This window comes from Pseudomonas sp. NMI760_13 (assembly GCF_021283245.1).
Lineage (GTDB): Bacteria > Pseudomonadota > Gammaproteobacteria > Pseudomonadales > Pseudomonadaceae > Aquipseudomonas > Aquipseudomonas peradeniyensis.
In genome coordinates this window covers 140,777-165,856 of sequence record NZ_JAJSRC010000002.1, presented here as the reverse complement: position 1 = coordinate 165,856, position 25,080 = coordinate 140,777, and the positions used below count along the sequence as shown (strand labels likewise).

Here is a 25,080-nt window from a genome sequence, read left to right as displayed (position 1 = left end):
GGGGGTATGCGATCCCTGTAGGAGCGGCCTCGCCGAGGCGGCGGACCGGCCGGAAAGGGCTGCAAAGCAGCCCCGGCGATTCAGGCTCAGTACGCCGCCCGCAACGACAACGTGAAGTTGCGCGGCTCGCCATAGAAGTTCGAGCCCCACGCACTGTCCACGCGCTCGTAGTACACCCGGTCGAACAGGTTGTTGGCGGTCAGCGTCGCCGACAGATGCTTGTTGAAGCGATACCCCACCTGCGCCGTGGCCACGCTGTAGCCGCCCTGGACGAAGTCCACGCCATTGCGCGTGTAGTAGGTGGAACTGACCACCCGCACGCCGCCACCGACACTGAACCCTTCCAGCGGCCCATCGGCGAACGCATAGCGCGTCCACACGTTGAAGTTGTGCTTGGGCGTGATGCTGATGCCCTGATAGTCGGCCTGGCGCCCCGACTCCAGGCGGGTGAAGGCGTAGCCGGTGCTGACGCTCCAGTTGTCGGTCAGGTTGCCGGACAGCTCGGTTTCCCAACCCTGGCTGCGCACCTTGGCCTGGGCCTCGTAGAACGGCGTCTGGCCGATCTGCTGGGCGCGATTCTCGTCGTAGATGCGAAACACCGACACACTGCCGTTCAGGCGACCGTCGAAGAACTCCCGCTTCAGGCCCAGCTCGTACTGCTTGCCCTCGCGCGGCTCCACCGTGCTGTTGCCGCCGGCCATCTGCGTCTGCGGCTTGTAGACGGTCGTGTAGCTGGCATACGCCGACAGCTCTGGGGTGAGCTTGGCGACCAGCGCACCGTAGGGGATCACCTTGCGCCGAACGCTACTGTGTGGGTCGGAGAATTCGTTGAAGAACGGGTTGGCGTTGTGGCCATCGCTGTCGAACCAGATCACCCGGCTGCCGAGGATCACGTCCAGCCAGTCGTTGGCACTGACCTTGGTACGAGCATACAGCCCGTACTGGTTCGACTTGGACGAGTTGCCGTTGTCCATCACGTAATCGATCCTGGGGATGTCGATGCTGCCCGGGTCGAACACGTTGATGTCGAACCACTCCCGGCCACCGTAGCGGAAATCCTTGTCCACATGCTGGTAGTCGGCACCCACCGTCAGCTCGTGGGTGCGCCCGAACGCCTCGAACGGTCGCGTCACGAAGCTGTCCAGGCCCAGGGTCTTGATGTGGGTGTAGTAGTTGTAGGCCACCGCCGAGCTGGCACCGGTCTCGGGGTTCACCGAACCATCGGTCCAGGTGAAGTCGCGCGTTGGCGTCTCGGCGTCGCGGTAGGTCAACGAAGTCTTGAACTGGCCGCCGTCGTCCAGCGCATGATCGACCTCGAAGAAGCTTTCCCAGACCCGCTCGTCCAGTTCGTTCCACTTGGCGTCGACGAAGGTCGAGCGCTTGACGTCGAGCAGCTTGCCGCTGTCGTAGGCCGGCAGGCCGAACGCGGGCACCGACTTGTTGCGCTGGTAGGCGCCGCCCAGGGTCAGGGTGGTGGCCGGTGACAGGTCGTATTCCAGGCGCCCGTACATCATCGGGCGCTCGTTCTGGGCGTAGTCGACGAAGGCCTGGTTGTTCTCGTAGGCGGTGATGAAGCGCCCGCGCAGGCTGCCGTCGCTGTTCAGCGGCCCGGTGACATCCACCGTGGAGTGGTAGCGGTCATAGGTGCCCGCCGACAGCTCGCCGGACAGGGCGAACTGCCCCAGCGCCCGCTTGCGCACCAGGTTGATGGTCCCGCCGGGCTCGCCCGCGCCCTGGTACAGGCCGGACGGCCCGCGCAGCACTTCGACACGGTCGTACATCGCCAGGTCGAAGGCCGTGGCCATGTCGCCCTGCCCGGTGGGCTGGGTGACACCATCGACCTGCACCATGTCGACCGGGAAGCCGCGCATGTACACGTCATTGAGGTTGGAGCCGGTGTTGTAGCTCTTGATCGTGGTGCCGGTCACCTGCCGCATGGCATCTTGCAGGCTGTTCATGTTCTGGTCGTCCAGGCGTTGGCGGGTCATCACCGAGACCGACTGCGGGATATCCTTGAGCTTCTGCTCGCCCTTGCCGATGGTCAGCGCACCCGTGGTGTAGGAACCCGAACCTTCGGTGGTGGCGCCCAGCTGGCTGCTGTCGATCTTCACCGCACCCAGTTGCAGTGGGTTGTCGCCCGAGGTGCGCTGGCGCTCCAGGGTGACGCTGTCACCGTCGATGTAGGCGGCGCTCAGGCCGGTGCCCTGAAGCAGGCGGGCCAGCGCCTGGTCCTGTGGATAACTGCCGCTCAGCCCCGATGAGCGCAGACCCTGGGTGAATTCGCCCGGTACCAGGACCTGGATCCGTGTGACCGCACTGAAGGCCGCCAGGGCCGAGTCCAGCGACTGCGCCGGAATGTCGAAACGGTAGACCTGCGCCTGGGCGGCGGCCTGGGCCTGGGCCTGTCCAGGTCCGGGCAGCGCGGTGCTGCCAAGCGCGATGGCAAGGCCGAGCACGGCCCGAGTGGCGGTGGTTTTCATCAGTGAGGCTCCCCGAGATCGTTCAAGTCATCGACTGGCGCGGCACTGTCTGAGAGTGCTTATTATTTGCGCCTACGAAATCAAGGACGTCGGTCGAGCGGGAATCCCCGAAAATATTTTCAGTCAGCCTTCACGAAGGATGCGCAGGTAGGCCGTGTACTGTTCGGCGCGCACGCCCAAGGTGTGGGTCAGGGCCTTGAGCACGGCATCCGGCTTGTCGATGTCGAACACCCCGGAAACCTTGCGCTGGCGCAGGCCGTCGCCCAGCACCAGGGTCTGCCCGGGCCAGTAGCGGTTGAGCTCGGCAACCACTGCGCCCAAAGGCTGCTGGCTGAACACCAGTTGCCGCTCACGCCAGGCGAAAGCCCGTCCAGGCTCGAAGCCATGCACCACACCCGGCCCGCTGGCCGTGTACTCCACCGCCTGCCCGGGCTCGAGGAACACGCCCTGGCCGGCGCCGGCACGGACCTCGACCTTGCCCTGGGCCAGTTGCACACGGGTCTGTCCATCCGCCTCGGCGACGCTGAAACGCGTGCCGACCACCCGCACCCAGCCCTCGCCGGCCCGCACCACGAACGGCCGGGCCGGGTCGCGGGTCACCTCGAACCAGGCCTCGCCGCGCAACAAACGGACACGCCGCTCGTCCGCAGCCAGCTCGACCTGCAGGGCGCTGTCGGTGTTGAGCTGGATCCGCGAGCCGTCCTCCAGCTGCAAGCTGCGCGTCTCGCCAGTGGTGGTGGCGTAATCGGCGCGCCAGCGGTCTGGCCAGGGTGTTTGGACGACCAGAACTCCCAGCAGCAGCACGGCCGCGGCAGCACTCGCCAGCTTGGGCCAAGTGCGCCGCCGGGGAGCACGCCAGGCGGTCTGCTGCTGCTCGCGCAGGCGCCTGGCCGGGGCTTGCAGGGCGCCCAGCAGGTCGAGCACTTCCTCCCAGGCCTTGGCATGAGCCTGCCCCTGCGCCCGCCAGACGGCGAACGCCTGGCGTTCGGCCAGGGTGACGTCCTCGGCGTGCAGGCGGTAATACCAGGCCGTGGCTTCGGCGAACAGGCGCTCGCTTTCGGGCAGGTCGCTCATGGGATCGGTCGCACTCTCGGGATGACGGCTCATGGACGTTGCCCCCTCGCGTCACCGGCCAGCCGAGCCTGGATGAAGGCACGGCAGTCGAGCAACGCCCGCCGCAGCTGGTACTCGACGCTGCGTGGCGTGACCTGCAGGCGCTCGCCGATCTCGCGGTAGGTGCAACCGTCAACATGATAGAGCAGGAAGATGTGCCGGGTCGCCTCGGGTAGCGCCTGGATCGCCGCCTGCATCAGCGCCTGTTCCTGCTGCGCGGCCAGCTGGTCTTCGGCACCGGGTGTGTCACTGGCCAGCTCCTCGCTGGGCTCGCCGCCATCCAGGCGCTCGCGGCGAATGGCCTGGCGCTGATGATCGCGCACCAGGTTGCTGGCAATCGTGAAGAGGAAGGCCGGCAGGTTGTCGATCTGCTTGTCGGCGGGCAGCCGCGCCAGACGCAGGAAGGACTCCTGGGTCAGGTCGGCGGCCACCTGGGTGCTGCCGGTGCGCCGTGCAACGAACGCCTCGAGGGCCTTCTTGTGCTCGGTGAACAACCGGGCGATCTGCTTGTTCCACGAAGACACGGCACATCCTGGCTCTGAGTCTCAAGAGGAGCGAACGCTAGCAGAAGATGATATTTGTTCGCAATTGTAACTACCGCGCTTCACCACGGCCGCCCAGCGCAAACCTGTAGGAGCGGGCTTGCCCCGCGATGGGCTGCGCAGCAGCCCCAGGTTTTCAGACCTTGTCCCAGACTTCGAAGTGATAAACCGGCCCCTGCCCCTCGGCAGGTTGCGGCTCACTCGAGCTCAGTTGCCACTGTCCGCGATCGAACGCTGGGAACCAGGCATCGCCCTCCGGCGACAGCTCCACCCGGGTCAGGTACATCCGGCTCACCAGCCCTTTATCCAGCGCCTGCCCATACAGCTGCGCGCCACCGATCAGCATCAGCTCGCCGACGCCCTGCTCCCGCGCCCACTGCTCGGCGCGCACCAGGGCTTCCTCCAGCGAAGCGAACACCTCGGCACCTTCCAGTTGCAGCCCGGACTGACGGCTGACGACGATATTCAACCGCCCCGGCAGCGGCCGGCCCAGCGAATCCCAGGTCTTGCGCCCCATGATGATCGGCTTGCCCAGGGTGGTGGCCTTGAAGTACTTGAAATCCCCCGGCAGGTGCCAGGGCATGGAGTTGTCGATGCCGATCACACGGTTCTCGGCGAGCGCCGCGATCAGGCTGAGGGGGAGTGATGTGTTCATGCCGGCGAGGATAGCACCGGGCGCGTGGGTTATGCTTCTCCCCTGACCTGTGCAATGGAAGAGCTTGTGACGGCACCGACTCCACTCGACAAGCGCTGGCTAACCGAAGCAATACGCCTGCGCGAGGAACACGCCGGTCCCCTGGAGGACCAGGAAGCCAACCGTCGCGCCCGCCAGCAAGGCGGCGACCTCGCTACCCGCATCGAGGCCCGCGCCCTGTGGCTGGCCGAACGCGACGGTATGGACACGGCACTGCGCCACTGGAAGCAGGGCGCGCGCCTGGCGTTGCTGGCGCTGATGGTCCTGGCCGTGCTCAGCGGCGCCGGCCTGGGCCTGGCGGCCCTGGGCGACGGGCAGCGCCCGGTGAACGTATTCTGGGCCTTGGGCAGCTTGCTTGGGCTTAACCTCATACTGCTCTTCGGCTGGGCCGTGGGCTTCTTTTTCGCCGGCGAGCAAGGCGCAGCGCTGGGCCGCCTGTGGCTGTGGCTGAGCGAGCGCCTGGCCCGTGACGCCAAGGCCGCGCAACTGGCCCCGGCGCTGCTGGTGCTGTTGCAGCGCCAGCGCCTGAACCGCTGGTTGCTCGGCCTGCTGGTGCATGGCCTGTGGCTGCTGGCGATGCTCGCCGCGCTGGGCATGCTCCTGGCCCTGCTGGCGACCCGACGCTACGGGTTCGTCTGGGAAACCACGCTGCTCGCCGCAGAACCCTTCATCAGCCTGACCCAGGCCCTTGGCGCCCTGCCCTCGCTGCTCGGCTTTGCCGTGCCGGACGAAACCATGATCCGCGCCAGCGGCGACACCCTGCCGGCACTTGATCTGGCACGCCAGGCCTGGGCCAGCTGGCTACTTGGCGTGGTCCTGGTCTACGGCCTGCTGCCGCGCCTGGCGCTGGCCGCGCTGTGCCTGTGGCGCTGGCGCCAGGGCCGCGAGCGGCTGGCGCTGGACCTCGACCTGCCCGGCTACGCCCAACTGCGCGACGCGCTGATGCCGCGCAGCGAACGCATCGGCGTGCAGGACCCCGCCCCCGACGCCCTGCCGCGCTTCGAAGCAGGCCAGCTGGAAAGCGGCAGCAGCGGCGCCTTGCTGGTCGGCCTGGAGCTGGACGACCAGCGCCCATGGCCACCCACCCTGCCTCGGTCGGTCACCCACGCCGGCGTGCTCGACAGCCGCGAATCGCGCAACAAGCTGCTCGAGCAACTGAGCCGCTTTCCCCCGGCGCGCCTGGCCATCGCCTGCGACCCACGCCGCTCGCCGGATCGCGGCAGCCTGGCGTTGCTCGCCGAGCTGGCGCGCAATGCCGGTGCCACCCGTATCTGGCTGCTGCAGGCGCAACCGGGCCAGGCCCTGGACGCGGCACGCCTGGGCGACTGGCACGAGGCCCTCGACCGCCTGGGCCTGACCCACGCCGACACCTCGCCCGTGACCTGGCTGGAGCATGGCCATGACTGAGCCGCTGAAACTGGCCGTGGTCGGCCACACCAACGTCGGCAAGACCTCGCTGCTGCGCACCCTCACCCGCGACGTCGGCTTCGGCGAGGTCTCGCACCGCCCCAGCACCACCCGGCATGTGGAAGGCGCACGCCTGTCGGTGGACGGCGAGCCGCTGCTGGAGCTGTACGACACCCCTGGCCTGGAAGACGCCATCGCCCTGCTCGACTACCTGGAGCGCCTCGAACGCCCGGGCGAGCGCCTGGACGGCCCAGCCCGCCTGGAGCGTTTCCTCCAGGGCAGCGAGGCGCGCCAGCGCTTCGAACAGGAAGCCAAGGTGCTGCGCCAGCTACTGGCGAGCAACGCCGGCCTCTATGTGATCGACGCCCGCGAACCAGTGCTGGCCAAGTACCGCGACGAACTGGAAGTGCTGGCCGGTTGCGGCAAGCCGCTGCTGCCGGTGCTCAACTTCGTCGCCAGCAGCCAGCACCGCGAGCCCGAATGGCGCGAGGCCTTGGCGCGCCTGGGCCTGCATGCGCTGGTGCGTTTCGACAGCGTGGCCCCACCCGAGGACGGCGAGCGCCGCCTCTACGAAAGCCTGGGACTGCTGCTGGAAGATGCCCGCCCGGCGCTGCAACGGCTGATCGACGACCAACAGGCCCAACGCCTGGCCCGCCGCCACAGCAGCAAGCGCCTGGTCGCCGAGCTGCTGCTCGATTGCGCCGCCTGCCGGCGCAGCGTAGAGGCGGAGCCTGCCGCCGAGGCGCGGGCCATCGAAGCCCTGCGCCGGGATGTGCGCCAGCGCGAACAGCGCTGTGTCGAGGCGCTGCTCAAGCTCTATGCGTTCCGCCGCGAGGACGCCAATGCCGGTGACCTGCCGCTGCTTGACGGCCGCTGGGGCGACGACCTGTTCAACCCGGAGACCCTGAAGCTGCTCGGCGTGCGCCTGGGCAGCGGCGTGGCGGCCGGTGCCGCGGCGGGCGCGGGCGTGGACCTGTTGGTGGGCGGCCTGACCCTGGGCGCCGCCGCGCTCGCGGGCGCCATCGCCGGCGGCGCCTTGCAGACCGCGCGCAACTACGGCTCGCGCCTGATGGGCAAGCTCAAGGGCCAGCGTGAGTTGACGGTGGATGACGCCGTGCTGCGCCTGCTGGCGTTGCGTCAGCAGCAGTTGATCACCGCCCTGGAAGGGCGAGGCCACGCAGCGCAGGACAGCATTCGCCTGGCGCCCGCGGACGACAAGGGCTGGCGCGAGGGCAAGCTGCCCGAGGCGCTGCGCAAGGCCCGGGCGCATCCGCAGTGGTCCACGCTCAATACCGGGGCGCGAGTCAGCCAAACCGAGCGACAGGAGCAACTGGAAGCCCTGGTGGCGGACTTGTAATCCGATCACAGGGCCAGCCCGCTCCCACCAGATCAGTACAGGACCGTCCTTGTAGGAGATTACCCAGCCCTTCAAGCTGCGCTGTCGCGCAGGGAACAACGTTATAAGCATCACCCGCGTGGGAGCGGGCTTGCCCCGCGATAGCTAGCGCCGCGCCATGCGCAACGCCACCAATTGCCGCCGCATCTCCCGATGCCGCTGGCTGTTGAACACCAGCAGCGCGAGTAATGGCAGCGCCAGCAGGATTGCCAGCAAGACAGCATTCACACCACTACCGAGCAAGCTCAACGCCATCAGCAAAGCGACAGTCGGCACAGGGAGCACCACCCATACAGCCCAAGTGAAGCCCCGGACCATCGCGAAATGCCCGGCGCACAGCAGCAAGATCAGCACTGCACTGGATATCATGGTGAACGACGGATTGTCCGGATGATTGCGCCAGTGACTGTCAATCCACAGGGTCGCTGACAACGCCGCCGACATGAGGCAAATGAAAAAGCCCAGCAAGAACGTCGGAAAGTAACGTCGCATGAAGGTCTGGAACGCTGCAGGCTTCATCGTTACTCGACCTCCTCGTAAAGCCCCACGGCGATGCTCTGTACCGTGGCACTGCCAGCCAGGCCGAAGGTAGCGCCGAGGGAGTCACGCATCAGGGTCTTCGTGGCGTGGCTGATCTCGGTCGGGGTGTAGCGCTTGGTCATGGTCCCTGCCGCCTGCCGCAACTTGATCTGCTTGGCCGTCAGGCTCGGATGCCTGATAGACAGCAGCTCGTCTGTCAGCGCCTTGCGCTGCTGACGGCTGAGACTCCTGGACAACTCCAGCCAGCTACGCCCGGTCGCGGCCTTGTGCACCTGCAGGTACTTCAACGTGCTCAGGCCCGACGCGCCGACACCCAGCAGCGAGACGCCATCAAGCACCTTCGAGGCGGCCTGGTACCACTCGCTCTCATCGAGGGCATCGTTGGCCGCCGGATTGGTCACTTCGCGTACCGTGCGTATCACACCGATACCGCACTGGATGCTGCTGGCGGTGGCTGCGGCGCCACCGATGTAGGTCAGCACCAGGCTGGTGCCGCCGGAAAAGGGCGCGGCAATGGTGCCACTGAACACCACGAACCAGCCGATCACCGCGCCTGCACAAGAGAGGGTGGTATTGACCGCCTCCTTGACCACCCGCGACTCGCGCGGATTGTGCTGCAATTGCTGAGTGTACTGGTCAGGGGTCTGGTACTTCTTGATCTCGCGCAAGATCACGCGCTTGGGACGGATGCTGCAGATCGGTTGGAACTCACGCAGGGTGACGACGTTGTAGTCGGCGTCGATGTACACCACACCAGCACCGACGATACGCGGATCAGCGTCGATGGCCGCGAACATCTGCGGAAGGTTGATCCGCCCCTGGATGCGCTGGCGTGCGAGGAACTGGGAGTTGTTGGCCAGGGAGTTGACCAGAAGATCTGTCACGGGGTGGTTTCCTTACACAAATAGCGGCTGTATCGCACCCTTGTGGGAGCGGGCTTGCCCGCGATTGCGCCGGTAGATTCACCATCGCAATCGCGGGGCAAGCCCGCTCCTTCAGGTCGGCGAGCGGCCTTAACGGATCACACGTTCGGGCACGGCACCGGCGCCCAGTCACCCATGTCCGGATTGCGGCACATGGCGTTAACCTGGTCGGTACCGGCCTTGGCCACCTGCTGGGCCTCGGCTTTCTTGCCGTTGGCGTTCTGCAGGGTCTTCTCGGTGGCCACGGCTTCCTGCGGCACGTCCTTGGTCACCTTCTTGGCCGGCTGGACCTTCTTCACCTCTTTCTTCTTGCCGGTGGTCGCCACTTTCGGCGGCTCGGCCACGGCAACCACGTCGGTGCGCGCGACGCCGACCTGCTTGAGGTCCTGCTCGTAGGCCTGGGTGTAGTTGTTCAGGTTCTCACCCAGGCGACCGTTGACGGTGGTCAGCAGGTTGTTCGACTCCTGCAGGCCGGCGACGATCTCGGCCAGGCGCTTGCGCCCCTCGGTGTCGTTGATGCGGCCGGACTTGCGGTTCTGGATCAGGCTGGCGAACTCGCGCTGGTAGCAGGACTGCGACGACTTGGCGTAGGCCGTGGTGCGGTCCAGGTCGGCGGCGCTCTTGTCGATATCGGTGGCGTACGAGGCGATGCGCTGCTTGTCGTCGCTGATCTGCTTCTGACGCTCGGTGTAATAACCGGCCGCGCCACCGACCAGGGCGCCACCGGCGGCACCGATGGCAGCATTGCGACCACGGTTTTCCTTGTCGACCAGGGCGCCGGTCAGGGCACCGCCGACCGCGCCGAGCAGCGCGCCGGTGGCGACCGAGCGGGTCATGTCACCGTCGGTGGAGCGCAGGTGCTGCACGGGCTCGTAGCAGTTGGGGTAGTACTCGACCTTGGTCGTGGCGCCGACCTTGGACACGGGCGAGCTGGCGCAACCGCTCAACAGCACGGTGCTGAACCCGGCTGCCAGCAGCAGCGCGGTACGGGCCTGGGATGCAGTGATCAGGGGTTTGCGGGTGAACATGGTCTGGTTTCTCTTCTTGGGTTTCTCGGTATCCGGGGGCTTCGTGCCACCCGGGAGTCCTTTCTGTCGAAGCTGTCCTTAGGGTCGCGGGGCGGCCGATGCCAGCAGCTCCTTGAGGATCGTCGCCGGATCGGCCCGCCGGTTCTGGCGGTACTCCCCGACGTGGCGGACGAACAGGGTGGCGCGGGTCACCAGGCTGTTGCCCAGGACCGGCTTGCGATTGAGCTCTTCCCTGACCCGCTGGAACTGCGCCTGGATCACCGCGTCGGTGTAGCGCGTGCCGCTGGCCAGGTTGTCGATGTAGATCGCCACGGCGCCGTCGAGGGCGGCGCGGCCATTGGCGATGGCGGCGCCGTACATGCGCGCGCTGGTCTGGTCGCCCGAGGCCTCGGCCTTGGCCTGGGTGTTCTGCAGGTTGGTCAGGCGGATGTTGTAGTTGTTGACGGTCTCGGCCACCAGGGCGGCGGACTGGATCAGGTTGCCGGCGGCCTCTTCACGCTGACGGGCGATCAGCGAGACGTTGCGCTTGAGCTCTTCGTTGACCAGGCCGAGCTCGGCCTGCTGGCGCGGGTCGGTGGCGGCGGCGATGATACTGTCCAGGCGCTTGGTCGGGTCCTGGGCGGCGTCGATGTCGTCGGTCAGGCCGGCCAGCCGGCCTTCCTTCTGCCACTGCTCGAACAGCTCCTGGTAGCGCGAACGCGGCGCCGACAGGGCGCCGATGGCTACGCGAAAGCCAGTAGTCTCGTTGCGCTGCTCGGTGCCGTCGGCGCCGAACAGCGGGTATTCGCGGCGCATGCCGGTGAACAGGGTGCCCTCGCCCTCGAGGTAGTTGCCGCCCTTGACCACGAAACCACCGTAGGCACCCTGCAGACGCCCGGCGTTGACCAGCTGGAACGACTCCTGGACCATCTCGGCGGCGTTGCCGATCACATCGAACAAGCCCAGCGGGTTGGGCTGCTTGGTACCAATCGGCATCAGCCGCGCCGCCTGCCCGGTGCCACCGGCGACCTGGTTGAACACCGCGAAGTCGGCCAGCGGCCCTTCACTGTCGGCACCTTCGACCTTGCGCGGGAACAGCCGCCCTTCCAGTTCCTGGCGGCTGACCGCCGAACCGCCACGGGCGGCGAACTCCCACTCCACTTCGGTGGGCAGGCGCACGAAACCGGTGCCACCGTCCTCGGCCTTGCTGCCACGGCCACTGACCGGCAGCAGGTCGCGATGGTGCTTCATCAGCCAGGCACTGTAGACGGCGGCGAAACGCTCGGCCTCGAAGCGCGACAGCTTGACCTTGGGCAGGCGCCCCGCCGCGTCGTTGTTCGCCTCACAGGCCGGCGCCGCGTCGCCGCCGGCCAGCGACGGCGCCTGGGCCATCACCTGGGCGTACTGGCGGGCGGTCACTTCGTACTTGCCGATGAAGTACATCATCGGCGTAAGCGGGCTGCCTTTGTCGACCTTCGGTAGGCTCGGACCGACCGCCTTCTGCCACTGCGGCGCCAGGTCCTGCAGGCTGAACTGCCCATTGATGAAGTCGCGCCGGTAACCAGAAATGAATGACTGCTTGTAGCCGGCCTCGCCTTCGCTGAACGGGTAGCCGAGGTTGACCTCGCGGTCGTCGAGGCTGCCCTGGGCCAATACGTAGACGCTGCGCAGCACCAGCTCACCGCCACAGGGCAGCGGCAGGCTGATATCGCCCGGCAACGGCTTGGGGTTGTCGAACTTGCTGTCGGCCCCGGCCTGGGGCTGCACGGCCGGCTTGGCCTTGTCGTCGCCATCGGCCTGGGAGCAGGCCCCCAGGCTCAGTGCGGTGAGGATCAGGGCGGCAGCCCCGAGACGGCGATCAGACATCACGTATTCCTTGGCAGGCCTCGATGCGCGCCACCCGCCAGCCGCCCAGGGCGGCGGCGGCAGTGCTGGCCAGCAGCACGGCACACAACGCAACGAGGTAGTGCATGGGCAGCAGGTGGCTGGCGAACTCGCCGGGCACCTGCATGAAAAGTCGGTTCAGGCCGTGTTCGGCCAGCAGGTACAACAGCCCCGCCACGGCGGCGGCCAGCAGGCCGCTGTAGAGCGCCTGGAGCACCACGAACAACAGCAGCGCGGCGGTGCCGAAGCCCAGCAGGCGCAGCACCGCCAGCTCGCGCTGCTTGCGCTCCACTGCCGCCACCGCGCCCGCGGCGATGGCCGCCACGGCGCCGGCCACGGCCAGGCTGGCGATGATCCAGAACACCAGGTCGAGGTTGCGGCTGAGCGACTGCACCTGGGCGATCTGTGCGGCCTGGGTCGAGACCAGCAGCTTGCGTTCGGCGAAGAACTGGCGCAGCGGCTCGACATCAGTCAGTTCGCGGGCATACAGGCGGAATGCCGGGTACACCCGCTGTTGCGCGCTGCCCTGCGCCTCGCCCAGCCAGCCCAGTGTCGGCACTGCGCGACCATCGCGGTAATCCTCGACGGCTTCGAGCAACTGCAACGACGCGAACAGGCCATCGCGCTCGAATGCGGCCAGGGGCAACACGCTGATGACCTGCAGGCGCGTCTGCCGCCATTGCATCTGCCCGGCCTGTCGGCGGCTGAAACTGGCCTGCAGCTCGTCTCCGGCCCTGGCGCCGAGCTTTTCCGCGGCGGTAAAGCTCAGCACCACCTGTTGCAGACCCATCGGCGGAGCTACCTGGGCCAGCAAAGGATCGCCCTCGGCGGTGGGCAGCATTTCAACCGTCAGGCCACGTCCCTGGGCGGGCAACAGCAGCTCCGCTGTGGCGGCGATCTGCCGGGTACGCGGGATGGCGAAAGCCACCCCCGGATGTTGTGCCAGTTCCTCGATGAACTCGGCGCGAAAGCGTCCACCGCCCAAGGGAATGATCTCGCGCACGCCCGGATCACGCTGCAGGCGCTCGGTCAGGCTGCCGACCAGGCCAAACTTCAGGCCGAACAACACCAGCAGCGGCGCGATCACCGCCACCAGCGCCAGCACGCCGCACGCCGACAGCCGCGCATCGTTGCGGTAGTCCTGCCAGGCCAGCCCGGCGATCAGCAGCGGGCGCATCAGGCGGCCCGCTCTAGCGTTGCCGTGACGCCGCCGTCGGCCTCGCGCTGGCAAGCCATGCGCAGCACCGTCAGCCCGGCCTGGCGGGCCAGGGCTTCGTCGTGGGTGGCGACCACGCAGGTCACCTGGCGCGCCTCGGCCTCGCGCAGCAACAGCTGCATCACCCGCTCGGCGTTGACCGGGTCCAGCGCAGCAGTCGGCTCGTCGGCCAGCAGCAGCGTCGGGGCATGGGCCAGGGCACGGGCGCAACTGACCCGCTGGCGCTGGCCGAGGGACAAGGCGGCGGGTTTCTTGCCCAGCTGGTCGTGCACATCCAGCGCTTCGGCCAGGCGCTCGACGCTGCCATCATCGCCGAGCCCCAGCAGCTGGCGCGGCAAGCGGATATTGCCGCGCACATCGAGAAAGCCCAGCAACCCACCCGCCTGCAGCACGTAACCAAGGTGGCGACTGCGCCAGCTGGCCAGGCGATCAAGCTGGCGGCCGCGCCACAGCCCGGCGACATCCTCGTCGCCGAGGACGAAACACTCTGCCGCATCCGGCGCCAGCACCAGCGCCAGCAGGTCGAGCAAGGTGCTCTTGCCGCAGCCGCTGGGGCCGACCAGCGCCACCCGCTCCCCCACGGCCAGGTGCAGCCGGTCGACCAGCAGGCTGTAACGCTGGGCACCCTGCCCGCGCGTCTTGCGCACCCCGTCCAGGCGAATCATCACGGCAACGTCGACAACGGGACACGGTACAGGGCGTCACCCGGCTCGGCTTTTCCGAAGCGCACCCAGTTGGCCATGTCGTTGTGGAAGGTCTCGTACAGGCGGATCTTCGAGTCCAGCTCGTCGATGAAGTCCTCCTGCTCGGCCACCGACAGCGACAGCCACAGGTCCTGGGTCATGCTCAGGGACTTGCTGCGGTACGGCAGGCCATCGAGGTACTCGCCGAGCACCCCGCCCTGGGCCAGGTTGGCGCCCTTGCGCAGGGCGCCGGGGTCGCGGCTCATGTAGGCGCTGGCGCTGGCGATCTCGTTGAAGAAATCGCCCGGCGAGCTGCGGGTCTTGCGCGCGGCATCGACGATCAGCTTGAGCGACTGCTGCAGGTCGTTGAGCTGCAGCTTGGTGAGCATCACGCACACCTGCAGGGTCGGCAGCGTCGGGTTGGTCAGGTCGCGGTCGGCGGTCCAGGCGCTGACCAGCTGCGGCGCCTGGCTGGCGCCATGACGGCCAAGGAAGTCCATGTGCATGGCGTAGCCGATGGCCTGGGACTTGGCCGCCAGCCCCGAGGCCGAGGTCAGCAGCGGCACCGGCTGTGGTTGCCGGTTGCGCACCTGGTGCACCAGCTCGGCGAAGGTCGAGCCAATCTCGCGCACGCGCTCGCCGAACGCGCCGACCTCGCCCCCCGGCACGCCGACGTAGAGATCGCCGATCTGCGGATTGCTGTCGGCCGTGAGCACGCGGTACTGGCTTTCGGCCGAGCCGTGGTTCTTCACCCCGGACGGAGTGCGCAGGTGCAGGGCGTAGATCTTGATCTGCTTGCTCAGCGCCGCCTGGCGCACTTCGGCCTCGTTCATCTGGGTGCTGCTGAACGGGTCGTTCTTGCGCAGTGCGCCGGCATCACTGACCAGCAGGATGAGGCGCCCGCCGTAGCCGGACCAGTCCATGCCCTCGACGGCCTGCATCACCCCGGCGAAAGCGTCCTCGTTGAACGAATGGCTGGAAACGCTGGTGGCCCTGACCTGAGAGGCGGCCTTGAGGAAGCGCGCCGGATCCCGGCCCTCCTCCAGGCTGACCAGGGTCTTGCTCAGGTACTCGAGGCCCGGGGTGCGCTTGACGCTGTTGCGAAACCCCACCAGGCCGAAGCTGACGCTGTCCAGCTCGCCCCGGGCCGCCAGTTGCTGCTGCAGCTCGCTGACCACCTGGCGCACACGGTCGATATAGGGCTGCATGGACACCGAGGTGTCCACCACCAGGACGATGCCGGTGCGGAAGCTGTTGTCGCCGACCGCCGTCACGCCGGCCGCCTTGGGCGCACTGTCGCGGGCACTGGCGCCGGGGTCGATGGAGGCGATATTGAGCAGTTGCACCGGCTGGCCGCCGACGTCGAAGCTTTCGCGGTAGTCGAAGATCGGCATCAGGTAGAACTGGTTCTGCGGCACGGCGCTGGCCGTCGGCTCCAGGGCCACCACCTGCGGCACCTGGTCGGGGTGGTTCTGTGCCTTGAGCAGGCTGTCGCGGGCCTGGGCGGTGTCGTCGAGCAGGTGCTGCACATCGTCCACCTGGCGCATGAACATCACCGGCGAGCGGCCCGAGCGCTCGGTGAACTTGAGCACCAGGCTCTGTTTCCAGTCGCTGGTCTGCGCGGCCGGCAGCCAGCCATCGCGCTGGCCGTCGCTGGCGGCGCCGACCTGGACCCAGGCCTGGCCGCCGACATCCTTGCGCTGGTAGACGTAGAGCACGGAGAAGGCCGGCAGTTTCTCGCCCGCGGCATCGCCGGGCTCGGCCACCAGCTGGGCGTCGGGCTTGGTCAGCACACGCTGGAACAGGGTCTTCTTGCCGGGCATCAGCAATGGACGGCCATCGTCCGAAGCGGCAACAGGCGTGATCTTGGGTTCGGCGGGGGCCACCCTGGTGGCGGGCGTCTGCGCCACCGGCGTTTCAGGCGCGGGCGCGTCACTGCCGCCGAGCAGCCAGAAGAAAGCGCCCCCCAAACCCAGCGCCGCCGCGATCGCCACCGCCAGCACGGCCTTGGCCGGTTTGTTCGATCCGGACTTCACGACGGGCGCGGGCTTGGGTTCGGGCCGCCGGGCAGGCTCGGCCACAGGAAGGGCCTGCGGAATGTCGATGGAAACCGGTTGTGGGGTGGCCGGCGGCGGGACCGGCAGCGGGCGGACCAATGTGCTTTCGTTGTCCTCGACCGGCATCTGCACCGTCAGGCGGTCAAGCGCGGCCAGCAACGCCGCCGCGTCGGCAAAGCGCTCGTTGGGATCCTTGGCCAGCAGGCCACGCAGGATGTCCTGGTAGCGGCCGTGCTCGATGGGCAGTTCCGGCAGCGGCTCGGTTAGGTGCGCCAGCGCCGTGGACAGCGCGTCGGTGCCGCTGTACGGCAGCTTGCCGACCAGGATCTCGTAGAGCACCACGCCCAGCGCATACAGGTCGGCGCGGCCGTCGATCTCCATGCCTCGCGCCTGCTCCGGGCTCATGTAGCTCGGCGTGCCGACGGCGAAGCCGGCCTGGGTGAACTGGGTGCGGTCATCCAGTGACTTGGCGATGCCGAAGTCCGACAGCACCGCGGTGCCGTCGGCGCGGAACAGGATGTTGGCCGGCTTGACGTCGCGGTGCACCAGGCCCTGGGCATGGGCATAACCCAGAGCCAGGGCGATCTGGCGCACGTAGGCCAGGCCCTGCTCGGGCGTCAGGCCATCGGCAATGCGCTCCTTGAGCGTGCCGCTGGGCAGGTACTCCATGGCCATGTAGTACAGCTCGCCGACATTGCCGATGTCGTGGATGGTGGCGATGTTCGGGTGTGCCAGCCGCGCCAGGGTGCGCCCTTCGCGCAGGAAGCGCTCGCAGAAGGTCGGGTCGGCGGCCAGGCTCGCCGCCATGATCTTCAGCGCCACCTTGCGCTCCAGGGAACGCTGGGTGGCGAGGTACACGCTGGCCATGGCGCCCTGGCCAAGCTCGCGATCGATGTCGAATCCGGGGATCTGCATGTCCATGTTGTCTTCAGTTCACCTTGACGACCACAGCGGTGATGTTGTCCGGCGCGCCACGGGTCAGCCCCAGGTGCACCAGGCTGCGGACCACCTCGTAAGGGTCGGCGTGGCCGAGCACTTCGGCGATCTCGTGGTCCTCGGCGGTCTTGTTCAGGCCATCGCTGCACAGCAGGTAGGTGTCGCCGGGCCGCACCTGCAGGGCCACGGCCTGCAGGTCGAGGTCGTCCTCGACGCCGATGGCGCGGGTGACGATGTTGCCGCGCGGATGCACCCGCGCCTCGGCCTCGTTGAGCAGGCCGCTGTCCTGCAGCTCCTGGACGTAGCTGTGGTCGTGGCTGAGGCGCTCGATACGGCCGTCGCGCAGGCGGTACAGGCGACTGTCGCCGGCCCACAGGCCAATGGCCTGGTCGCCACGCGCCGCCAGCACCACCACCGTGCTGCCCATCATTGCCACGCCGCGGCGCACGGTTTCCTCGCGCACGATGCCGTTGACCCAGGCCAGGCCATCGCGCACCTCGCCGCTGAAGTCGTCGAGCGAGTCGAGCATCGGCAGGCTGCGCAGGCTGTCCATGGCCAGGCTGCTGACATAGTCGCCCGCCGCATGGCCGCCCATGCCGTCGGCCACCGCCCACAGGCCAGCCCAGGTCAACTCCAGGCAAGCGTCCTCGTTGATCTTGCGCACCATGCCGACATGGCTGTAGCTGGCCGCTGTGTACTGCATGTCGGTCATTCGGTCCGCGCCTCGCTACCCAGTAGAAACCCGGCGAAATCCTCGCTGCGGGGCAGACCCGCGCAGCGCATCAACCCCGGGGCGATACGTTCGGAACCCCTGCCCCACCAAAGGCTCATGCCCTCACAGGCGCATTCGGCCAACGCCAGCGCACGCCCCTGCGGCGTGGTCGCATCCAACCGCTGCACCCCACCGACAGTCACACGCGGTCCCTGTAGGAGCGGCCTCGCGCCGCGAAAAGGCTGCAAAGCAGCCTCAAAACCCTCAAAGGCCGCCCCAGGCTCAAGCGTCGCCAGCAATGCCACCTCGACCGCCTCAAACCACTCCTCGGCCCCGGCCACCACAGGCGCCAACGGCTGCTCCGGCTCCAGCACCTGGGCCACGGTCAGCGGAAAATACCGCCCGACCCGGTCGATGCTCGGCATCAGCACACCAATGACCGCCTCGGGTCCGCACAGCCCCGGCGCCAGGGCGAATCGCCACAAGGGGCTGACCAGGTAGGCCTCGAGCCAACGCTCGCCCAGCGCCTGCTGGCTGGCCTGCATCCCCGCCGCCAGCCACTGGTCCCAGGGCTGGATGAAGCTGTTTGGAAGGCCGCGGCTGACGAAGTCGCCGCGGCTGGCCAGTTTTCCGTAGAAACCCACGTCGTTCACAAGTGCTCCGGCAGGCTGAAACCGCTGAGCACTCGGCTGCGGAACGGGTTGAAGGCGCTGCTGGCGCGCAGCTCGTAGGACACGCTGGCGCCATCGACGCGCAGGCGCAGGTTGAAGCGTTCCGGCGAGCTGCCGGCCACCAGGTCGGACTGGTCGAGCAGGCGGAACCAGGCCCAGGGGCCTTCCACGGTCAGGCCGGAACGTCCGGTGGCCGAGGGCGGCGAGATCGACAGGCGCACCACGCCGATGCTGTTGGGGTTCGGCCACTGCAACGCCACCGGCCGGCTCGGTCCGTGGTCGTAGCTGACCTGCTGGCCATCGAGGTCAAGCAGGAACTGGGTGATGGTCGCATCCATCGCCACCGGCTTGAGCTCGAAACGCACGCCCGGCTGCACACCGTTGCTGTTGCGGAAGAACGCATCGCGGATGCTCGCCGCGCGCTGGAAGGTGTACAGCACGTTGCTGTTGATCCCCAGTTTCTGCGCCGCGCCCGGTTGCCAGCTCCACGGCGTGCTCGAGGTGTTGACGTAGGGTTGCAGGTACTTGCGGAAGTAGTTGTCCATCACCCCGCCGACGCCGAAGAACAGGCCGAAGTCCTCCAGGGTGGCGTCCCGCGCGCTGCCAGCCACCAGCGGATAACGGCCGCTGAGGGACTGGCGGTAGACGTTCACCACTTCGCTGGTCCAGGCGGCGTTGAGCTGGTTGCGCACGCCGCCCATGACGATGTTGTGGGTCGAGCCGAGCACCGAGCCCACCAGGTTCTGCACCACCTTGGGCTGGCGCGCGGCGCCCAGGGCGACACGCTGCGCGGCGGCCTGGGCCTGGTTCTTGGCCTCGCCCAGCAGCGCGTCGCCGCTGGCGCCGACCATGGCACTGACCTGCACGTACAGGGCGTTGAGGTCGGTGAGCAGGCCGTCGATGGCCGCAGGCTGCCCTTCGCCGGTTTCCACCAGCGCAGCCAGTTCGGCGAAGTGCGCGGTCACCGGGTCCACCTCACGGGCAGCCGGGTTGTCGCTGGGCAGCGGCGCATCGCCGAGCAGGCCGCCGAGGCGCTGGCGCAGCTGGTCGACACCGGCCTGCTCGGCCTTGGCCTGGACCTTGTCGAGGGTGGTCGGCTGCGCCAGGTTGGTCTCCTTGGCGACCGCCTGCAGCAGTTTCTTCATCGGCGAGGTCGGCCCGGACAGCACCCGCAGCACATCGGCGGCCTGGCCGACGCTGGTGATCGGCACGAAGTCCAGGTCCGCCAACAGCGCATCCCAATGACGGATATAGTCCTGGTAGTACAGCTGCAGCACATCGTCGGCCAGGCGCTTGGCATCGCCCGATTCGCTGGCCTCACGGCCCAGCACCCAGCGCTCCTCGGCCAGGGTCTCACTGTGGGCCAGGCTGGCGGCGAGGAACGCCTTGCGGTAGCCCTCGACGGTGAAGATACCCGGCAGCGGCTCGCTCAGCGGCTTGCCGTTCTTGAAGCGGAACACCAGCGCGGCGTCGCGACCGGCGGCGTCGCTGACCCGGAAGTCGCCGACCCCGGCCGGCAGCTTCTGGCGCTTGACCCGATCGTAGACGCGCTGGGCAACCGGCAGCTGCTGCAGCTGGCGACGGGTGTCGTCGATCAGGCGCTGGTCAAGACGGGCATTGGGCGGGCGCTTGTCGAACAGCGCCGCCAGGTGCTGCTCCAGGGCCTGGCGCAGGTCCGGAGCGAGGTCGCGGGGCAGGCTGCGCTCCCAGTCGAGGGTGACCCAGGCCTTGATGAACTCGGCGTCGTAGTGTTCGCCGTCGGCCAGCATCAGGTAGGCCTTGAGCCCCTCGTAGAGATAGTCGGACGGGCCGCCGGCGTACAGCTGCTCCTCGATGCGGGTAACCAGGCGCGGGGCGAAGATGGCGATCAGCAGCTTGCGGTAGACGCTGTCCGACTCGCCTTCGAGCATGTCGCCCTGGTACAACCCCAGGCCCTCGGCCCAGCCGGGCGGATCCTCGGCCAGGCGGCGCACGCCGTTGAGCAGCGGCAGCACGTCGACCACGTTGCGCTGGGCCGGGCTCAGCTCCTGCACGCTCCTGCCCAGTGGTTTGAGACGGCCGTCGACCTCGGCGATGTACTGCTGGTTGGCCCGGTAGCTCAGGGTCCACAAGGTGCCGACCACCAGCACCAGGGCCACGCTCAGGGCCAGGGCGCCGCGAGCGATCCACTTGCGCCGCTGCTCGACCTTGGGGTTGCTGCCGACCAGCCCACGCTCGGCGAAGGCCACGGCGCTGAACAGCTTCTCGATGAAATAGCTGCGCCCGGTGCCGTTCTGCCGCGCCAGGTGGGCACGGTCCAGGCCCATGCTCTGGGCCATGCTGCCGATCAGGCGATCGATGGGGCTGCCTTCCTGGGTGCCACTGGTGAAGTACACACCGCGCAACAGGGCGCGCGCTTCGAAGGCGTTGGGCTTGAAGATGCCGTCGAGGAAAGTCTTGAGGTTGCCGCGCAAGGCGGCGAACTGCTGGACGAAGCCGTAGACCAGGTCGCGCCGCGCCGGGTCGCGTTCCTGTTGCAGGCGTTCGACCAGACGCTGGTTGAGGCGCTGCTCGAGCAGGGCAAACTCGCTGCCGAACTGGGCCAGCGGGCCATCGCCGTGCTGGCCGTCATCCAGGGGGAAGGTCATGCCCCACACCTGGGCGCGCTCTTCCTTGCTCAGGCTGTCGAAGAACTCCATGAAGCCCGGCACCAGGTCGAGCTTGGTCAGCATCAGGTAGATCGGGAAGCGCACGCCCAGCTGGCTGTACAGCTCCTGGATGCGGGTGCGGATCGCCGCCGCGTGGGCGGCGCGCTCGGCGTCGCTGCCCAGCAGCAGGTCGGACAGGCTGATGGCGATGAAGGCACCGTCAATGGGCCGGCGTGAACGCTGGGTCTTGAGCAGGTCGAGAAAGCCCAGCCAGGCCGCCTTGTCCACCTGGGCATGGCTGTCCTGGGTGGTGTAGCGGCCGGCGGTGTCCAGCAGCACGGCCTGGTCGGTGAACCACCAGTCGCAGTTGCGCGTACCGCCCACGCCACGGATGGCGCCCTCGCCCAGCTGCGCCGCCAGCGGGAAATGCAGGCCGGAGTTGACCAGCGCGGTGGTCTTGCCCGAGCCGGGCGGACCGATGATCACGTACCACGGCAGCTCGTACAGGTTGCGCCGCTCATCACCGCCCAGGCGCGCCTTCTTCAGCAGCGTCAGGGCCTCATCCATGCGCTGGCGCAGGGTCGCCAGCTCTTCGGCGGTGGCAACGCCGGCAGGGTCAGGCGCGGTCTCGGCAGCCAGGCTCTGCATCACCTTGGCCGCCTGGCGCCGGGCCTGGACGATGCGCCACACGCGGTAGGCAATCCACACCGCGAACAGCAGGACGATCAGCACCAGGCGCGGCGCGACCGGCACCAGCGCATCGAGCAGCGGACCAAGGAACCAGATGATCAGGCTGAGGGCGAGCAGGCCCAGCACCGGGACCACCCAGCGAATGACAAAACTGAAAAACGCCTTCACTCGACGCCCTCCGCCAGAACGGTGATTTCAACCCGGCGATTCTTCGCCCGGCCCTGCGCGCTGTCGTTCGACGCCAGCGGCTCGGTGTCGCTCAGGCCCTGGGCGCTGAAACGCCCGGGCTGGCCGGTGCGGGCGGCAAGCAGGTTCTTCACCTCCTCGGCACGGGCCTGGGACAACGCCCAGTTGGACGGGAAGCGCAGCGTGGCGATGCGCTGGTTGTCGCTGTGGCCGGTGACTTTCACGTTGCCCTTGACCTTGGCGACGGCTTCGGCGATGCGCAGCATGAGCGGTTCGAAGTCACCCTTGATGCTGGCGCTGGCCGAGGCGAACAGCTCGTCGCCGCGGATGGTCACCACCGAGCGGTCCACCGCATCCTCCACGGCGACCCGGCCGGCCTTGATGTCCTCGGCCAGGAAACCGGCCAGACGCGGGCGCTCGACAGGCTTTGGCTGCACCACCGGGCGGTCCATGGCCTGCACCGGGATCTCGCCCAGGGCATGGATGCCACGGAACACCGGTTCGGCGTCAGCGGCCAGCTTCAGGCGCAGACCGAACAGCACCAGCAACAGCAGCGCGAGGGCCAGGGCCAGGCCGACCCAGGGCGGCACGAACTGCGCCAGGCGGTCACGGGTCACGGTGACGCCACGCCAGTGCGGCGAAAGCTCGCGCTCGATGTCGCCACGGGCGCTGCGGATGGTCGCGGCGGTGCGCTCGCGCAGGGCCTCGAGCTGGGCTCGGCCACCGTTCATCACCCGGTAGCGGCCTTCGAAACCGAGGCTGGTGCACAGGTACAACAGCTCCAGCAGGTGCAGGCGCTCACGCGGACTCTGCAGGCAGTGCTCCATCAGCTGGAACACCTTCTCGCCGCCCCAGGCCTCGTTGTGCACGGTGATCAGCAGGCTCTGCTTGCCCCAGTCGCTGGCGCTACCCCATGGCGTGCTGAGCACTGCTTCATCGAGCGCGGTGCACAGCGCGTAGCGCGCCAGCAGCACCTCGTTGCGCGCGACCCCGGCGGCCTCGGCGCGCTCCTCGAACTGGCGCAGGTAGGCCAGCAGCTGCGCTCGCAGGCTGGCCGGCGCCGGGTGGGCGATGGTGTTGCGCAGGCGGGTGAGCAGCGCCAGCAGCGGGCCGGCAGCCTGCTCCAGCGGGTTCAGGCCCGCCGCCTGGCCCGGCGCCAGTGGTTCGGCCGGCACATTCAGTGGCGGCGGTGGCGCCTGCGCAGGTCCGGGCGCGGCCGGTTGCGGGCCTCGGCCACCGGGGCGCGGCATGAACTGGGTGCGGTCATTGGCGAGCGGATCGTCCGATTGCATCGCGGCTTAGTCTCCGGTCCTTGGATAGCGGGTAGGTTCAGCGTGGGAGCGAGCTTGCCTCGCGATCACCGGCGCAGCCGGTGCCAGGCAATGCGTCGCTTGCATCGCGGGGCAAGCCCGCTCCCACGAGGTTGCGACATGATCGAACGCCATCGCGTTATCCCCGAATCGCCCAGAAGGCCAGGTTCAGGCCGGGGAACTCGCCGGCGACGTAAAAGGCGAAACCACCGGAATGCTGCAGCTGCTTCCAGTGTTCGCTCCCCCGGTCGAGTTCGAAGTAGGTGGAGCCGGCATGGAACGGAATCTGCCGTGGCGCCACCGGCAACGGCAGCAGGCTGATGCCCGGAAGCTGCAGGTTGACCAGGTCGCGGATGTGCTCCACCGCGCCGATCTTGCTCTGCTGGCCGAAGCGGCTGCGCAGGGTCTCGCTGGGCACGTCGGCGCGCACCACCAGGACGAAGCTGGCGCTGTCGAGCAGGCTGCGGTCGGCCAGCATGCCGACATGGATGCCGTAGGCCTTCTCGACCAGTGGGATGGCCACGGCCTTGCTGTCGATCAGCATCGACAGGGCCTCGCGCAGGGCGGCCAGCACCGGGGCGAAGGTGGCCGCCAGGTCGTCGTGCTGGTACACAGGATATGCCTCGGGGCGGCGACCTTCGCGGGTGAAGGTGGCGAACTCGCCGGCCAGGGCCACCAGCTCGCTGTACAGCCGCTCGGGGTGCAGCGGCGTCAACTGGTTGAGGTGCTCGACCAGCGGCTGGGCGCGGTTGACCAGTTGCAGCAGCATGAAGTCGGCGATCTCCGAGGCACCGCCGTTGGCCGATGCCACCACGCGCCCGGCCAGGGCCTCGCCGCGCTGGTGCAGCAGGCCGAGCAGCTCGCCACGGAAACCTGACAGCAGGTTGCTGGCGGTCACATCGAGCAGCGGCGGGATGTAACCGTCATCCAGCACCAGGGCGCGGTCGGCGCGCTTCTCCCGGATGCGCACCACGCCCAGCGCGGCATAGTCGCTCAGGCCGTCCTCGGCGCGCAGCAGGCGCAGGGCGCGGCTGCCCAGGGCCAACGGCGCGCGGTTCTCGAACGGGGCGTTGTCGTCGCGGACTTCGCTGATACGGCTGACATAGCGCGCACCATCAGGTATTTCACCGTCGTCGACGGTATCGCGGGCACCGGCGCGCTTGAGCGGCAGGCCCAGGTAGATCACGCCGTTGCGCAGGTCGTCGGGAATCTCCAGCGGCGCAGGCGGCAGGTCGTCACGCGGGATATCGAACGGCGTGCCGTCCGGCAACAGGCCACGGGCGCTGAGGATCGCCAGCTTGCCCTGGGCCAGCAGGCCCTGGTCGACCAACAGCTCGGAAAAACCCCAGGCGGCGGCGCTGAGCGGCCGGTTGCGGGCGTCGACGAAATTTTCCAGGTAGCGGTCGTGCTGCTGGAAGTGCTGGGTGGTGATGAACATCCCTTCCGACCAGACCACGCGATTGTTCCAGGACATGGGTTCTCCGATTGCCTAGCGGGCAGGCTCAGGTTGTGGGGTGGCCACGGCGCTGCGCACGGCGCGCGCATCGAGGCTGATCTGATAGTCACGAGGCGGCACCGGCAGCACGCTGCGCCACTGGGCCTGGTCGACCTCGCGGTAGCCGACCACCAGGCCGACCTGGCGCGTGGCCGGGTCGAGCGGACGCTCAAGGCGCAGTTGCTCGCCGGGCTGGAGCAGGACCTCGTCCTGGTCGATCAGGTCGGCGGCCAGGGTGGCCTGGGCACGCTCGGCCAGGGCGAAATAGTCGGCGCGGGCGAAGGCGGCGCTGTTCTTCAACTCGTAGATGCGTACCCGCACCGGCGCGGGCGTGCCACCAGCGCCCGGGTTGAGCCCGGCCGCGGCACTGAAGTACAGGGTAATGCCCGTGGCCGCCGGCGCCGCGTCGGTAACGGCGGGCTCGACCGGGCTGTCCTTGCTGCAGGCACTGAGCAGCACCATGGCCAGGGCTGCGATCAGTCTCGTTGCACTCATCCTCGTCCTCATGACG

19 protein-coding genes are annotated in these 25,080 nt (G+C 68.2%); 2 read left to right on the top strand and 17 right to left on the bottom strand.

Features of this window, described 5'->3' with window-relative positions; genetic code table 11:
• Nucleotides 1-86: 86 nt before the first annotated feature.
• The 4 genes from LU671_RS02580 to LU671_RS02565 all read right to left on the bottom strand — a co-directional run bounded on the left by LU671_RS02580 (nt 87) and on the right by LU671_RS02565 (nt 4,790).
• Nucleotides 87-2,483, bottom strand: coding sequence for a TonB-dependent siderophore receptor (locus tag LU671_RS02580; RefSeq protein WP_420713654.1), 2,397 nt, complete (start codon nt 2,481-2,483; stop codon nt 87-89).
• A gap of 120 nt (nt 2,484-2,603) precedes the next feature.
• Nucleotides 2,604-3,587, bottom strand: coding sequence for a FecR family protein (locus tag LU671_RS02575; protein WP_232854865.1), 984 nt, complete (start codon nt 3,585-3,587; stop codon nt 2,604-2,606).
• Nucleotides 3,584-4,117, bottom strand: coding sequence for an RNA polymerase sigma factor (locus LU671_RS02570; RefSeq protein WP_232854864.1), 534 nt, complete (start codon nt 4,115-4,117; stop codon nt 3,584-3,586). The genes LU671_RS02575 and LU671_RS02570 overlap by 4 nt, the downstream gene beginning before the upstream one ends.
• Before the next feature lie 154 nt (nt 4,118-4,271).
• On the bottom strand, nt 4,272-4,790 hold the full coding sequence (locus LU671_RS02565) for a dihydrofolate reductase (RefSeq protein ID WP_110735414.1): 519 nt from the start codon (nt 4,788-4,790) through the stop codon (nt 4,272-4,274).
• 54 nt (nt 4,791-4,844) lie between these two features.
• Between LU671_RS02565 and LU671_RS02560 the strand changes: the two genes are divergently transcribed.
• Together LU671_RS02560 and LU671_RS02555 are read left to right on the top strand one after the other, a co-directional pair.
• On the top strand, nt 4,845-6,236 hold the full coding sequence (locus LU671_RS02560) for a DUF2868 domain-containing protein (RefSeq protein ID WP_232854863.1): 1,392 nt from the start codon (nt 4,845-4,847) through the stop codon (nt 6,234-6,236).
• Nucleotides 6,229-7,593 (top strand): GTPase/DUF3482 domain-containing protein, encoded by a 1,365-nt coding sequence (locus tag LU671_RS02555; protein ID WP_232854862.1) that lies wholly within the window; start codon nt 6,229-6,231, stop codon nt 7,591-7,593. The genes LU671_RS02560 and LU671_RS02555 overlap by 8 nt, the downstream gene beginning before the upstream one ends.
• 144 nt (nt 7,594-7,737) lie before the next feature.
• Here the strand turns inward: LU671_RS02555 and LU671_RS02550 are convergent, their stop codons facing one another.
• From LU671_RS02550 to tssJ, 13 genes are all read right to left on the bottom strand, one after another.
• Nucleotides 7,738-8,151, bottom strand: a complete 414-nt coding sequence (locus LU671_RS02550; RefSeq protein ID WP_050703381.1) for a hypothetical protein — start codon at nt 8,149-8,151, stop codon at nt 7,738-7,740.
• 2 nt (nt 8,152-8,153) lie between these two features.
• Nucleotides 8,154-9,056, bottom strand: a complete 903-nt coding sequence (locus LU671_RS02545) for an NAD synthetase (protein WP_232854861.1) — start codon at nt 9,054-9,056, stop codon at nt 8,154-8,156.
• Between the two features lie 137 nt (nt 9,057-9,193).
• Complete coding sequence (tagQ, locus tag LU671_RS02540) at nt 9,194-10,123, bottom strand: type VI secretion system-associated lipoprotein TagQ (RefSeq protein WP_110735426.1); 930 nt, start codon at nt 10,121-10,123, stop codon at nt 9,194-9,196.
• A gap of 78 nt (nt 10,124-10,201) precedes the next feature.
• The gene (locus tag LU671_RS02535; protein WP_232854860.1) at nt 10,202-11,968 is read right to left on the bottom strand and encodes a formylglycine-generating enzyme family protein; all 1,767 of its coding nucleotides are present in this window, start codon (nt 11,966-11,968) and stop codon (nt 10,202-10,204) included.
• Nucleotides 11,961-13,163, bottom strand: a complete 1,203-nt coding sequence (locus LU671_RS02530) for an FtsX-like permease family protein (RefSeq protein WP_232854859.1) — start codon at nt 13,161-13,163, stop codon at nt 11,961-11,963. Before LU671_RS02530 ends, LU671_RS02535 begins: the two co-directional genes overlap by 8 nt.
• Nucleotides 13,163-13,867, bottom strand: coding sequence for an ABC transporter ATP-binding protein (locus LU671_RS02525; RefSeq protein ID WP_232854858.1), 705 nt, complete (start codon nt 13,865-13,867; stop codon nt 13,163-13,165). The genes LU671_RS02530 and LU671_RS02525 overlap by 1 nt, the downstream gene beginning before the upstream one ends.
• Complete coding sequence (locus LU671_RS02520; protein WP_232854857.1) at nt 13,867-16,863, bottom strand: serine/threonine-protein kinase; 2,997 nt, start codon at nt 16,861-16,863, stop codon at nt 13,867-13,869. Before LU671_RS02520 ends, LU671_RS02525 begins: the two co-directional genes overlap by 1 nt.
• Before the next feature lie 7 nt (nt 16,864-16,870).
• Nucleotides 16,871-17,590, bottom strand: a complete 720-nt coding sequence (locus tag LU671_RS02515; RefSeq protein WP_050703375.1) for a PP2C family protein-serine/threonine phosphatase — start codon at nt 17,588-17,590, stop codon at nt 16,871-16,873.
• Nucleotides 17,587-18,243, bottom strand: a complete 657-nt coding sequence (gene tagF / locus LU671_RS02510) for a type VI secretion system-associated protein TagF (protein ID WP_232854856.1) — start codon at nt 18,241-18,243, stop codon at nt 17,587-17,589. Before tagF ends, LU671_RS02515 begins: the two co-directional genes overlap by 4 nt.
• Nucleotides 18,240-21,746 carry a type VI secretion system membrane subunit TssM gene (gene tssM / locus LU671_RS02505; protein ID WP_232854855.1) on the bottom strand — a complete coding sequence of 1,169 codons (3,507 nt, stop codon included), beginning with the start codon at nt 21,744-21,746 and terminating at the stop codon, nt 18,240-18,242. The genes tagF and tssM overlap by 4 nt, the downstream gene beginning before the upstream one ends.
• On the bottom strand, nt 21,743-23,056 hold the full coding sequence (locus LU671_RS02500) for a DotU family type VI secretion system protein (RefSeq protein ID WP_232854854.1): 1,314 nt from the start codon (nt 23,054-23,056) through the stop codon (nt 21,743-21,745). Before LU671_RS02500 ends, tssM begins: the two co-directional genes overlap by 4 nt.
• Nucleotides 23,057-23,213: 157 nt before the next feature.
• Nucleotides 23,214-24,548 carry a type VI secretion system baseplate subunit TssK gene (gene tssK / locus LU671_RS02495; RefSeq protein WP_232854853.1) on the bottom strand — a complete coding sequence of 445 codons (1,335 nt, stop codon included), beginning with the start codon at nt 24,546-24,548 and terminating at the stop codon, nt 23,214-23,216.
• 15 nt (nt 24,549-24,563) lie between these two features.
• Nucleotides 24,564-25,064 carry a type VI secretion system lipoprotein TssJ gene (tssJ, locus tag LU671_RS02490; RefSeq protein ID WP_232854852.1) on the bottom strand — a complete coding sequence of 167 codons (501 nt, stop codon included), beginning with the start codon at nt 25,062-25,064 and terminating at the stop codon, nt 24,564-24,566.
• Between the last annotated feature and the right edge of the window lie 16 nt (nt 25,065-25,080).

Excerpts from the sequence above, each read along its gene's own strand:
- LU671_RS02575 (WP_232854865.1), bottom strand. The coding sequence starts at position 3,587 with ATGAGCCGTCATCCCGAGAGTGCGACCGATCCCATGAGCGACCTGCCC.
- LU671_RS02565 (WP_110735414.1), bottom strand. The coding sequence starts at position 4,790 with ATGAACACATCACTCCCCCTCAGCCTGATCGCGGCGCTCGCCGAGAAC.
- LU671_RS02560 (WP_232854863.1), top strand. The coding sequence starts at position 4,845 with ATGGAAGAGCTTGTGACGGCACCGACTCCACTCGACAAGCGCTGGCTA.
- LU671_RS02555 (WP_232854862.1), top strand. The coding sequence starts at position 6,229 with ATGACTGAGCCGCTGAAACTGGCCGTGGTCGGCCACACCAACGTCGGC.
- LU671_RS02550 (WP_050703381.1), bottom strand. The coding sequence starts at position 8,151 with ATGAAGCCTGCAGCGTTCCAGACCTTCATGCGACGTTACTTTCCGACG.
- tagQ (WP_110735426.1), bottom strand. The coding sequence starts at position 10,123 with ATGTTCACCCGCAAACCCCTGATCACTGCATCCCAGGCCCGTACCGCG.
- LU671_RS02535 (WP_232854860.1), bottom strand. The coding sequence starts at position 11,968 with ATGTCTGATCGCCGTCTCGGGGCTGCCGCCCTGATCCTCACCGCACTG.
- LU671_RS02530 (WP_232854859.1), bottom strand. The coding sequence starts at position 13,163 with ATGCGCCCGCTGCTGATCGCCGGGCTGGCCTGGCAGGACTACCGCAAC.
- LU671_RS02525 (WP_232854858.1), bottom strand. The coding sequence starts at position 13,867 with ATGATTCGCCTGGACGGGGTGCGCAAGACGCGCGGGCAGGGTGCCCAG.
- LU671_RS02520 (WP_232854857.1), bottom strand. The coding sequence starts at position 16,863 with ATGGACATGCAGATCCCCGGATTCGACATCGATCGCGAGCTTGGCCAG.
- LU671_RS02515 (WP_050703375.1), bottom strand. The coding sequence starts at position 17,590 with ATGACCGACATGCAGTACACAGCGGCCAGCTACAGCCATGTCGGCATG.
- LU671_RS02500 (WP_232854854.1), bottom strand. The coding sequence starts at position 23,056 with ATGCAATCGGACGATCCGCTCGCCAATGACCGCACCCAGTTCATGCCG.
- tssK (WP_232854853.1), bottom strand. The coding sequence starts at position 24,548 with ATGTCCTGGAACAATCGCGTGGTCTGGTCGGAAGGGATGTTCATCACC.
- tssJ (WP_232854852.1), bottom strand. The coding sequence starts at position 25,064 with ATGAGTGCAACGAGACTGATCGCAGCCCTGGCCATGGTGCTGCTCAGT.